Origin of the sequence: Nitratiruptor sp. SB155-2 (genome assembly GCF_000010325.1) — a bacterium.
Lineage (GTDB): Bacteria > Campylobacterota > Campylobacteria > Campylobacterales > Nitratiruptoraceae > Nitratiruptor.
The window spans coordinates 1-12,223 of the sequence record NC_009662.1 but is presented as its reverse complement, the minus strand read 5'-3'; the positions used below and the strand labels follow the sequence as shown (position 1 = coordinate 12,223).

9 protein-coding genes are annotated in these 12,223 nt (G+C 37.7%); all 9 read right to left on the bottom strand.

Features of this window, described 5'->3' with window-relative positions; all coding sequences use genetic code 11:
* Nucleotides 1-2: 2 nt before the first annotated feature.
* Nucleotides 3-1,391: an ATPase domain-containing protein gene (locus NIS_RS00045; RefSeq protein ID WP_011979552.1), complete on the bottom strand. Its 1,389-nt coding sequence runs from the start codon at nt 1,389-1,391 to the stop codon at nt 3-5.
* Nucleotides 1,379-1,645, bottom strand: a complete 267-nt coding sequence (locus NIS_RS00040) for a hypothetical protein (RefSeq protein WP_041353939.1) — start codon at nt 1,643-1,645, stop codon at nt 1,379-1,381. Before NIS_RS00040 ends, NIS_RS00045 begins: the two co-directional genes overlap by 13 nt.
* Nucleotides 1,635-3,620, bottom strand: coding sequence for a sensor domain-containing protein (locus NIS_RS00035; protein WP_011979551.1), 1,986 nt, complete (start codon nt 3,618-3,620; stop codon nt 1,635-1,637). Before NIS_RS00035 ends, NIS_RS00040 begins: the two co-directional genes overlap by 11 nt.
* 91 nt (nt 3,621-3,711) lie before the next feature.
* Nucleotides 3,712-5,307 carry an FAD-dependent oxidoreductase gene (locus tag NIS_RS00030; protein ID WP_011979550.1) on the bottom strand — a complete coding sequence of 532 codons (1,596 nt, stop codon included), beginning with the start codon at nt 5,305-5,307 and terminating at the stop codon, nt 3,712-3,714.
* Nucleotides 5,300-5,695, bottom strand: coding sequence for a preQ(1) synthase (gene queF, locus NIS_RS00025; protein WP_011979549.1), 396 nt, complete (start codon nt 5,693-5,695; stop codon nt 5,300-5,302). The genes NIS_RS00030 and queF overlap by 8 nt, the downstream gene beginning before the upstream one ends.
* On the bottom strand, nt 5,682-7,124 hold the full coding sequence (locus NIS_RS00020; RefSeq protein ID WP_011979548.1) for a GGDEF domain-containing protein: 1,443 nt from the start codon (nt 7,122-7,124) through the stop codon (nt 5,682-5,684). The genes queF and NIS_RS00020 overlap by 14 nt, the downstream gene beginning before the upstream one ends.
* Complete coding sequence (gene gyrB, locus NIS_RS00015; protein WP_011979547.1) at nt 7,125-9,449, bottom strand: DNA topoisomerase (ATP-hydrolyzing) subunit B; 2,325 nt, start codon at nt 9,447-9,449, stop codon at nt 7,125-7,127.
* A 68-nt stretch (nt 9,450-9,517) separates the two neighbouring features.
* Nucleotides 9,518-10,582, bottom strand: coding sequence for a DNA polymerase III subunit beta (gene dnaN, locus NIS_RS00010; RefSeq protein WP_011979546.1), 1,065 nt, complete (start codon nt 10,580-10,582; stop codon nt 9,518-9,520).
* 171 nt (nt 10,583-10,753) lie between these two features.
* Nucleotides 10,754-12,085 carry a chromosomal replication initiator protein DnaA gene (gene dnaA / locus NIS_RS00005; protein ID WP_011979545.1) on the bottom strand — a complete coding sequence of 444 codons (1,332 nt, stop codon included), beginning with the start codon at nt 12,083-12,085 and terminating at the stop codon, nt 10,754-10,756.
* Between the last annotated feature and the right edge of the window lie 138 nt (nt 12,086-12,223).

Below are 12,223 nucleotides of genomic sequence, written 5' to 3'. Positions count from 1 at the left end.
CACTAATTGATTTCGATCCCCTTGCCGACAATAATATTATAATCATAAATTTTTGAAGCAGTTGGATTTCCCCTCGATTTAAGAAAAGTAATAGTCTTTTTGATGTGCCCTTGATCCTCTTTATATCGAAGTACAATAGCATTATCCGCAATCAAGGAGAGCTTCATATCTGGAGCCAAAAATTCTAATGCAAACAGATTTTCGATCTCGTATGTGAAAAAGATCGTTTTTCCGGTAAATTTTAGCTGCTGCATCAATCCCCATAGAAACTCTCGATAGCGTACATCATCCCTTTGCGAATATCGAAAAGAGGAAATCGAATCGATTGCGATGGCTAAACTATCTTCGTTTTCGTCGATCTCTTGTGAAATTTTAAAAGCAAGTTTATCGATATCAAGCTCTATTGGAGAATAAAAGAGAAAACGGAGTCTTCCATCCTCTATAAAGGATTGCAAATCGATATTGAGACTTTCGCAATACTCCAACAAGAGCCCCGGGAACTCTTCAAATCCCAAATAAAGAGCTTTATTCTTCGGGTTCGATTGTAAATAGCGCTCGATAATCTTTAGGGTCAAAACTGTTTTCCCGCTTCCTGTTGGACCAGAAATCATGGTAGCCGTCTGTTTTCTTAGACCGTTTGGTAAAAATTTTTGCAGTTCTGGTACATCGAATCGCTCGTCGATATAACTATATTTCAATTTTTCAACATCTGGCCGAAGTCTGAGATAGATCTCTATCCCTTTGTTTGTTATCTCAAAATATTGCTGCCCTTTGAGAAATCCCGAACCCCTCAGTTTCAAGATCTGAATATAGTTCTTTTGTAGACTAAACTCATCCGTTCCATGAAGATAGATGATTCCATCAGTGATGGAAAACTCTGCGAAATGTTCAAAATCGTCAAAAAAGTACTCTCCTACAAATAAAGAGGTAATCTGCCATACCGAAAGAAAAGAGGTCAGATCATATACATATTTTTTTCTCTCTTGATGGGATTCAAAAAGGACTTCCGATAGTGATTTGAACGAATCTATGATAACAAGATCGGGTTTGTGTTCTTTGATACTTGTTTCGATGAATTCTAAAAGCTCCTTTTTCGCCCCTCTTTTAATAATAGGACTGATATCTTTTATAATAACATATGTGTTGAGAAGCTCCTTGTCAAAAAAGGTAAATTCACTTAAAAATCGGATCATTTTATAAGGAGGCTCGGAGACGGTAGTAAAAAGAATCGTTTTTTTCTTCTCTTTCTTGGCGTTTTCAAAGGCAATTTGTAAAGAGAAAGTCGTCTTTCCCGATCCTGGCGCTCCACCTATGATGATGTTTGAGTATTTTGGCAATCCCCCATAACTCATCTCATCAAAACCGAATATATAACTTTTTATTCGTTCCATGTCTTTTTTATCTCCTTTTCAAAATCTTCTCCTAAAATAGAGCTGACAGTCGTCGCTAATAGCTGGATAAATTGATCAAGCTCCTTTTGTGAAAAAGCGTCCAATGGAAAATTTTGAATGCTATCAGGTATCTCGATATCTTCTCTTCCTAACTCAAAAAGGATTCTTTGTAAAAGAAGTTTCATAGAAAAAGAGCCCATAAGAGCTTCCAGCTCTATAAGCTTCTTTCGCAAAGACTCTATTTTATTTTTCATTTTTTTCTCCTAAAAATTCTCGAATCTTCTCCAAAGAAACGGAGGGCAAATAGTAATACCCTTGTCCCTCATCACACCCGAAACTTTTCAGTTTCTCCAAAATCTCTTCATTTTCAATACCCTCTGCCAAGGCTTTTGCACCAAGAGAATGGGCAAGATCGATGATCGTTCGCACAATAAACTCATTTTTCTTATTGGTTACTATATCTATCACAAAACTCAGATCAATTTTAATCTTATCCACATCAAACGAAGAGAGATAACTCATAGATGAGTATCCTGTGCCAAAATCATCCAGAGCAACCTGTATCCCGTACGATTTTGCTTTCTGTATGACAATCTTGGCCAGTTCAGGATCTTCCATAGCCGTTGTTTCTGTTATCTCCATCACAAGTCTTGAGAGATCAAAATCTATATTTTTCGCCTTTTTCACAATTCGATCAATAAGATTTTGGGATTTAAAATCTTTTGCGGAAAAATTGACGGCTATAAAATATGATTTTTTGAATTCTTGCATTGCCCCCATAGCGCTTTCAAGAACGAAATCGGTTATTTCAGAAATAAAACCGTTTGTTTCTGCAATCGGAATAAATTCGCTTGGAGGAACGATCCCTAACTCTTTAGAAAACCAACGAATCAGTGTTTCAAAACCTATGCACTGTAAAGTTTTGATATCAAAAATGGGTTGATAAAAGAGCTGCAATTCCCTATTTTTGATAGCATTTGGAAGATACTCCAAAATTTTTTGTTCTCTTTCATACTTCTTCTGGATATCTTTGGAAAAAAACTCTATATTGTTTGGACCTTTTTTGATAGACTGGTACAAGGCGATCTGGGCGAGATTGATCAAATCCTCTGTATTTTTAGCCGATTTTGGATATAAAGCGATACCGATGTTGTAATGGATAAGTATCTTTTTTGAACATGCCTCAAAGGATGAAAGTTCCGTTTGTAATTTTTTTAAAATGGTATCAAGTTGCCTATACTCCTCATACTCATGAAAAGGAAAAGCTATCATAAACTCATGCATCAATGTAATACCCATAAGGGAATGACTAAACAGTTGCTCAAATATCTCTTTTAATCGATGAAATATCTCCTTTTTTGTACAATTGATCTGTAACTGCTCTACGTTCGTTATTTTCACCATAATAAGCGCCACATATCTACTTTGAAAAACCACACCTCGAAGACTCTCTTCAAACAGCACTCTGTTTGGAAGTTTCGTTAAAGGATCAAAATAGGTAAGATGGAGAATCTTTTCTTGAATCTTTTTTCTTTGGGTGATATCTCTTTCGATCAAAATCGCTTCATTTTCATCTGGCGGTACGGTGATATTTCCCTCCAACCAAACATATCTCCCTTTTGCATTCAAAACACGATATTCGATAAAAAAGGATTTTCCTTTATTGTCAAAGGCTTTTGAAAGGAGAGTTTGAAACTTTTCTTTATCATCGGGATGAATAAAATCAAATATATTTTTTCCGACAACATCTTTCAGATCGTATCCCAATATAGTTACTGCATTGCTTTTGACTTTAATGATTCCATTTCGATCGAGTTGAACGATAATATCTGGAGCGTATTTGAATATATTTTCAAGAAGTTTTGTCTCTTTCAATTCATCTGTACAATCCAATGAAACAAGTACGCCATAATATTGTCCATCCAACTGGATGGTATCGGCTACTCCTTTTAAAAGAAAATGACCCTGGGTAGTAGAAACAGTAAATACCTTTTCATACTTTTCAAAATATTTCCCAGAAATTCTTTGCAAAACTCTATTTTGTATATCTTTTTTGATATTTTCATCAGAAATGAAATCCCAAACATATCTTTTTTGAAGATCATCAAGAGAGTAGCCGAAAAAATCTCTTGTGAATCTATTGGCATAGATAATCTTTTCACGATAAAGGAGTATAAAAGCGGGAAGCTTGTCTATCTCTTTTGTAAAAGCAAAGAGTTCTGGCCCCATTGTGATCCTTTATTGTTAACAAACAGTACAAGCATAATTTATTCATATTTTTTGTCAAATTTTTTTAATAAAAAGATAACTTTTATTGAAATCACGTACTTATAGTGACAAAATCGGCACAAAGCACTCCATCTTCTTTCCAAATAATCGTATGGGCCAAAAACTTATCATCATCTTTTTTGGGATAATCTTTTCGAAAATGGGCACCTCGGCTTTCACATCTTTGAATGGCCCCAACCAGAACGGCTTCACTTAGCTCGACCACATTTCCATACTCAAAAAATCGAATCAGTTCTGTGTTATAGAGCGGACTTTTATCTTTTATCCCCATGAAAGCCAATTCTCTTTGGTGCTGGCGAATGACAGACAAAACGCCTTTCAGGGCCAACTCTTCTCTCACTATCCCGCAGTTGTGATACAAAATTTTACTGAGCATCTCCTGGCGCTCAAAAAAATCTATCTGATTAGGAAGAGCGAAAACGGCATGTATAAAGTTTTGATCAATTTTTGTCCGTTCATACTCTTTTTCCTCCACTGCATTTTGTACCGATGCCGCGTTCTCTCCAGCCAATCTGCCAAGTGCTACGATCTCGAGCAATGAATTTCCGCCAAGACGATTTGCTCCGTGCAGTTTCGCATTGCTACATTCTCCTACGGCAAAGAGATGTTTTATGGATGTTTGAAGATTTTCATCCACGTCGATTCCACCCATCGTGTAGTGTGCAGCCGGTTTAATGGGAACAGGTTCTTTAACGGGATCCACGCCTTCATAAATGAGAGCCAACTTTCTTTCTTGAGGAAGGTTTTTCTCGATAAAATCTTCTCCCAAATGGGTGATATCCAAAAAGACCTCATTTCCTTTTTCTATCTCTTCATAGATTGCACGAGCGAGTTTGTCTCTGGTAGTCAGTTCATCAGTGAATCTTTGGCCATCTTGGTTGATCAGCTTTCCTCCCGCACCCCGTGCCGCCTCACTTATCAAAATAGAGCTTTTTTTCAATGCTGTAGGATGGAATTGAATAAATTCAAGATCACTCAGCTTCGCCCCAGCTCTCATTGCAGCCGCCACACCTTCACCATAGGCTCCGATGCCGTTGGTACTAAACTGTTCGTAGATTTTGGCATATCCCCCCGTTGCCAAGATAACCGACTTTGCAAGAATCTGTTTTACCGCACTTGTTTTGATATCCAAAAAGGTAGCCCCTTTGCAAACGCCATCCTCTTCAATGATATTGAGTAAAAAATGTTCATCTAAAAAAGTGATACCTGCTTTCAATGCATTGTCATAGAGTGTGTGCAAAATTTTTAGTCCCGTATAGTCTTGCGCATAACACGCTCTTGGATACGAAGCGCCACCAAGTTTTCGCTGTGCTATTGCTGTACCATTTCTATCAAAAGGCATCCCGATGGAATCGAGCCAATGGATAACTTTTGGAGCCTCATTGCATACATACTCAACCACTTTTGAATCGGCCAATCCTTCGGATGAACGCAGTGTATCTTCAATGTGCGATTCAACTGAATCTGGGGAACGTAAAGCCGCGTTGATCCCTCCTTGGGCCATAGAGGTTTGCGCCTGTGTTGGAAGCTTCTTAGTGACGACCAGTACATCTTTTCCAAGCTCTTTCGCCCTTAAAGCCGCACTGAGACCAGCTCCACCGCTGCCTATTACCAATATATCAACCATTGCTGACCTTTTCAATCTCTTCACTATCGATCTCTATCAAGGTATGGACATTGCCTCTTGGATTAAAATCGGCTACAAGTCGCATATATTTTGGCTTCAGTTTACTATAGAGGGTATCGAAAATCTCGTTTGTACTATCCTCATGGGAGATGTAACGGTTACGAAAGGAGTTGATATAGAGTTTCAGTGCTTTAAGCTCCACAACATACTGATCTGGAATGTATTCTAGATGCATTGTTGCATAATCTGGATATCCGCTTCTTGGACAAAGACAGCTAAATTCTGGAAGAGTTATTTTTATTTTGTAAGGTTTATTGTGTTTGTTGGGCCAAATTTCTAGATCTTTTTTGGGATCGAACTCTTGTATCTCTTTTTCACCATATCGCATGTTTCTCTCCTATAAATTCTTTCAATGTTTTGTATTCCATCAAAGGGGCAACAGCATAACCTTGGATATAATCTACTCCTAACGATTCGCATTTTTGAACGTTCTCTTCTTTATCGATAAATGGCAAAACAGCTTGTACATCAAGTGCATGCAACATATCGATCCAATATTTGAGAACCGTTTGGTATCTTTGTTCTTCCAATTTTTTTGTATACATCTTATCAAAAAAAACAAAATCTATCGCTATATCTTTGAGGTAATCGATAGAAGTCCCCGAAGTTCCAAAATGATCAAAAGCAAGAAGGAAGTTTCTCTTTTTATACTCTTGTACTATCTTTTCGGAAAAGTATGTATTTTTGTGCAAAGTGGTTTCATGAAACTGTATAACGAAACGACAGGTATCTTCTCTCAAACTATCAAAAAGTTTGAAAAACTGCAAAGCAAATCTTCTGTTTCGAAAAGAAAAAGGTGAGATAGGAATGCAAAAAAACAGCTGCTGTGTAGGAAGATCTTTCGAAACTGTTTGCAACAGCTTCTCCGTTAACACAAGATCAAACCGATTTTCGAGGCCGAGCCTGTTAATGACGGGATAAAACTGGCTTGGATGGATAATGGATCCGTTTTCATCTTTGAGTTTTACGATCGTTTGTACAAGATCATACTGTTTCGTATGACAGTTGAATGCCGGTTGGAAAAGGAGTTCCAACTTTTTTTGATCAATTGCCTTGTTGACCTGCCGTTCAAGTCTTAAAATATCTCTCCTTTTTTTTAAGTGGCGCTCTCGTCTTTCCCCGATACAGTTGTTTTGGCAATAGTAGATGTCTTCATAAAGCCCATCAACCAACTGTTTGAAAGTAAGATGATCTTTTTGCATAAAGCTTGCAAGAAGCCTTATTTGGAAATTATCTAAAAAGGAGTTGTCGTAGGTCTCCAAAAACTCTTTCAAAATTGCTTCGATCTTCTCGCTATTTGGCAAAATCAGTAAAAAATCGCCGGCTTTTATTCTGCCTATCGGTATCTCTTTGAAGTACTTGGAAAAGAATGCATCTAAAACAAAAGCGAATTTGCGAAGAACTGCATCACCATTTTCGATACCGTATCGCTCATTGATCTCTTTAATATTGTCGATAGAAATCAAAACGATATCACTCTTCTCATCACTCTTTTCAACAAGTTTTTTGATGTAGTTGCGATTGAAAGCTTGAGAGATATCATCGACTATTTTTTCACGGATTTGAGAAAAGAGCATTAAAAAGATGTAGTAGACTGCTGCTATGGTTCCAAGAAAAATGATAAAAAGATCATACCATACGGAGCGTTTTTCAAAAACAACAACAAAAAAGAGTAGTCCGAAAAGAAAGAGGATAGGGAAAGCTACTCGAATGGAGAAAAGAAGCTTTTTCTTTCTATCCTCTTTTTGTGCATACACTTATACATCCAGATGCTTCACGTCTTTTGCGTGCTCTTCGATATATTTCTTTCTCGGCTCTACCTCATCACCCATAAAGAGACTAAAAACATCACTAGCATGCTCTGCATTTTCCACTGTTACACGAAGGAGTCTTCTATTTTCAGGATCCATCGTGGTTTCCCACAGCTGTTCAGGATTCATCTCTCCAAGACCTTTATAGCGCTGGATGTAAGCTCCCTTTTTGGCATTTTTCTCCACTTTCTCCAAAATTTCCATCAAATCTTTCTCTTTCAACTCTTCAGGAACTCTATCTTCGATTTTTTCAAAAATATAGACACCCTCTACAAAGTAAGGGTTGGTAAAGAGTTCATCATCTATGATAATCTCTTCAAGACCCTCTTCCGTTTGCACATACAGATGAATTTTTTCATCGTCAATATGCTTATTGAGTATGTTATAGTTTTTCTGTTCTAAAAACGTTCCAATTTTTTGATAAAGTTCGCTATTATCCAATGCTGCAAGATCTCGATTTTCAATCAAATAACGGACCACTTCGATCAAGGAATAGCGCTTCTCTAAATCTTTGAGCACCATTCTGTAGTGGGCTACCAACTTTAAAAAGTCTATAAGATCGTATCGTCCGATGTTTACTTCACTGAGTAAGGTATCGACGCCGTTTTCGATCAAAAATTGATTGAGTTCCGTATCATCCTTGAGATAGACCTCTTTTTTACCCTTTTTATATCGATACAAAGGCGGTTGGGCCATGTAGAGATATCCCTTTTCAACAACGGGATACAAAAAGCGAAAGAAAAAGGTAAGAAGCAGTGTTTGGATATGGCTACCATCCACATCGGCATCGGTCATAATGATGATTTTGTGGTATCTCAGTTTCTCCTCATCAAACTCTTCACCGATTCCACATCCAAGAGCTGTGATGATATTTTTGATCTCTTCAGATTTTAATATCTTATCAAGCCGAGCCTTTTCCACATTTAAAATCTTTCCCTTCAAAGGCAAAATCGCTTGGAAAACGCGATCCCGCCCCTGTTTTGCACTTCCTCCCGCACTGTCACCCTCAACCAAAAAAAGTTCACTGATGGAAGGGTCTTTACTTTGACAATCTGCAAGTTTTCCTGGCAGTGTCCCCACGCTCATACTATCTTTTCTACGGACCAGTTCTCTGGCTTTTTTGGCGGCTTCTCTACCTCTTGCAGCCGCTAACGCTTTGTTCATGATCGCTTTGGCATCGAGAGGATTTTCCTCAAAATATTTGGTGAGTTTTTCATAGGTGAGTTTTTGTGTAATAGGCCGTACATAGGAAGAGCCGAGTTTTCCTTTTGTCTGACCTTCAAACTGTGGTTCAGGAACTTTGACTGAAATGACGGCTACCAGACCCTCTCGTACATCCTCACCGGTAATTTTGACATTTTTCTCTTTTGCATTGGCGTTTTGCGCGATATAATTGGAAATGGCTCTGGTAAGACCCGCTCGAAAACCACTCTCATGGGTTCCACCTTCGGGAGTTCGGATGTTGTTGACAAAACTGAAAACTTTTTCGTCAAATCCACTATTGTACAATAGAGCGATATCCACCTCTACATCATCCACTTTGTCGTGAAAATAGATAGTTTTTGTCAGTGCCTCTTTTGTATTGAGATCTTCGACAAACTGCCTCAAACCGCCTTCAAAATGGTATACCTCTTTTGTATTGACTCTTTCATCTTTGAAAGTGATAGTGATATTTGGATTGAGATAGGCAAGCTCTTTAAATCGTCTGGAAAGAATGTCAAATTTGAACTCAGTTGTTTCAAAAATCTCCTCATCTGGCCAAAACTCGATGGTTGTCCCTGTTTGTCTTGTCTCACCGATAGCAACCAGATCGGTAATTGGAATCCCTCTTTCAAACTCTTGCCGCCATATTTTTCCATCTCGTTTGATTGTCATGATAAGTTTTTTCGATAGGGCGTTGACAACACTGACACCCACGCCATGCAAACCGCCGCTTACTTTATACGCGCTGTCGCCTCCAAATTTTCCTCCAGCATGCAAAACTGTCAAAACAACCGTAGCTGCAGGAATCTTTTCTGTAGGATGGATATCAACCGGGATTCCTCGTCCATTGTCGCTGATACGAGCACTTCCATCTTTGGTCAAAGTGATGTCGATTTTATTACAATATCCTGCCATCGCTTCATCAATGGCATTATCTACCACTTCGTAAATGAGATGGTGGAGTCCCTTGACACTCGTATCTCCAATATACATTCCAGGTCGTTTTCGAACTGCTTCAAGACCTTTTAATACTTTAATCTTTTCAGCACCATATTGCTGTTTTTCCATTACTGTACCTCTCCACGTTTTGGGGCTTTTTGCCCCTTATAAATTATTCTATTATATCTTTTTTTGGTTTAAATTACGATTGGCATAACGATGGTGATGAAGTTGTTCTCTTTGAGTTCAAATGGAAGATCGCTGTCGTTGATACCCATAACGAATTGATCAGTATCTATATGAGCGAGAAAGTCGAGTATATATTTGCTATTGACTGCCATAACAAACTTTTCTTCAAACGGTGTTGACACTTCGATTTCCGTCTGTGCTTCGATATTTTCTTCGCTTAAACTTCTAAAGATGATACGATCTTTCAAAAATGTGAGTTTTAACTCATTGGAAATGATAGTTATCTGTTTGATCGCTTCTATCATACTCTCTTTTGGCAGGGTCATTTCATAGTTGAGCGTTTTTGGGATAATGCGTTCGTAGTCTGGAAATTTTCCATTGATCAGTTTTGTAAAGAAAAGGTAATTTTCGTTTTTGATGATAAGATAGGTTTCATCATAAAACATACTGATATCATCTAAAAAAAGCTTTTGAATCTCATTGATTGCCTTTTTTGGAATGATGAGATTGAAGGCTTTTTCCATGGATTGTTCGAGTGTTACTAAAGCGAGTCTTCTTGTATCGGTGGCAACGAAATTGATTTTATCTTCTTTGATATCTATAAGAGCCCCGTTAAGTTCGAATTTTGGATTGTTTGTATCTATTGCTGGGGCAATCTTTTTGAGCGAAGCTATGAATTCTCCGCCTTTGATGTCGATTTTTGGTAGGTTATCGATATCTGGGAATTTTGGGAAAGATTCGGCATCAAACATCGGTAACTTAAATCGTGAGTGCCCTTGCGAAATATGGAGAGTATTTTCTTTTGTTTCTAAGGTGATGAGATCCTCTTTGAGTATTCGTATGATATCAAGCAGTTTTTTACCGTTTGCAGTGGCAAGTCCCGGTTTAATACAGTTGAAGTCTTCCAGTGATGTTTTGAGTCCTGTTTCGTAGTCAGTGGCTTTTAGAATCAGTTTTTCGTTAGCTTCAATGTAGACGTGTGAAGTAATCTGACTGATATCTTTCTTTTCCAAAAAAGGTTGTATTTGGGTGAGAACTTGTTCAAAGAGGGATTTACGGATCTCGATTTTCATACTTTTCTCCAATTTTAGGATTTTTTAATATTTTATATTTTGTTATGTTAAATTTTCCTTTTATTTTTAAAAATTCTTTAGAATCAGTAGTATTATGGTGTGTTTTTGTGAAAAATGTGAGTTATAGGCATGGTATAGGGATTGTTGTATCTTTTTTTTCTCATTCTTTCATCACATCTTTTCACTGTTGGTGCTTCTAATTTTATGGGCGAGTTCATCGATTTTTAGTTTGAAATTGGCATCTTTTTCGATCATCTCTTTGACTTTTTTCATGGCATGGCTTACGGATGTGTGGTCTTTCATACCAAAAAATTGGGCTAGGGCAGGCATGGAGTTTGGTGTGAGAGTCCGTGCAAGATAAATGACGATGCGTCTGGCGTTGACGATTTGACGGCTTCTGGATTTACTTTTGATTTCGCTCGGTTTGATATTGAGATCACTTGCTACTGCATCTACGATGTCTTTGAGAGTAATGTTTTTTTGCTGCTCTTTTTTGAGTTCTCCTAAAACGTTTTTTGCCAGGTCCAAAGTTATTTTTTGGTTCACCAATGATGAATAGGCGTTGAGTTTGATGATAACCCCTTCGATTTCTCGGATATTGCTATCCATGTGTGAGGCGATATAGTTTACTATCTCGTCATCAAGATTGATGCCGTCAAGTTCGCACTTTTTCTTAATGATAGCAATTTTTGTTTCCAGTTCTGGAGGTTGAATATCGGCAATAAGACCCCATTCAAATCGGCTTTTGAGTCTATCTTCAAGACCTGCGATTTTTTTGGGGTGCTGATCACTCGTTAACACGATCTGTTTTTTATCGTTATGCAATTCATTGAAAGTGTGAAAAAACTCCTCTTGTGTTCGCTCTTTTCCACTTAAAAACTGAACATCGTCAATAAGCAAAATATCGCATTGCCGATATTTTTCGCGGAAACGTTCGATCGTTTTGTTGCGAAGATGGTAGGTAAAATCATTCATGAATTGCTCAATAGTCGCATAGATGACGACTTTCTCTTTTTTTATATTGAAATTTCCAATAGCGTGCAAAAGGTGTGTTTTGCCAAGTCCGACACCTCCATAAATAAAAAGCGGATTATAGGCTTTTCCAGGTTTTTCTGCCACACTCAGTGCTGCTGTGTAGGCAAACTGGTTTGAGCTTCCTACGACAAAGTTTTCAAAAGTGTAGGTAGGATTGATTTTTGTACTCGTGGTAGAGGGTATATGCTCTTTAGTATCTAGTGTCTTTTCCTTTTTTGTTGCTGTTTTTTTATCGGATGTGAGAATCTCAACACTGGTTTCAATCCCTGTTTGCAACTCGAAAAGTTGTGCGATCTTTGCTTTATATTTTGTTTTTACCCAGTTGGCGACAAAAAGATTGGGTGCTTTGTAGACTGCAATGTCCGCTTTGGAAGCATCCTCATCGAAGCTTAACTGTTTGATATATCTTTCATATTCTATTTTTGGTATCTCCTCTTTGAGCATTTTCAGAACTTTGTCGCCGAGCATCTGTTATCCTTTGTGAATATGTGAAAATTGAATATGTGAATTATTTGAAATTGTAACGAAAAAATTGGCTTTTTTGGCTAAAATATGGGCATATAGACTATGTGAAAAGATGTGAAAATTATGTGAAAATACTTTTTT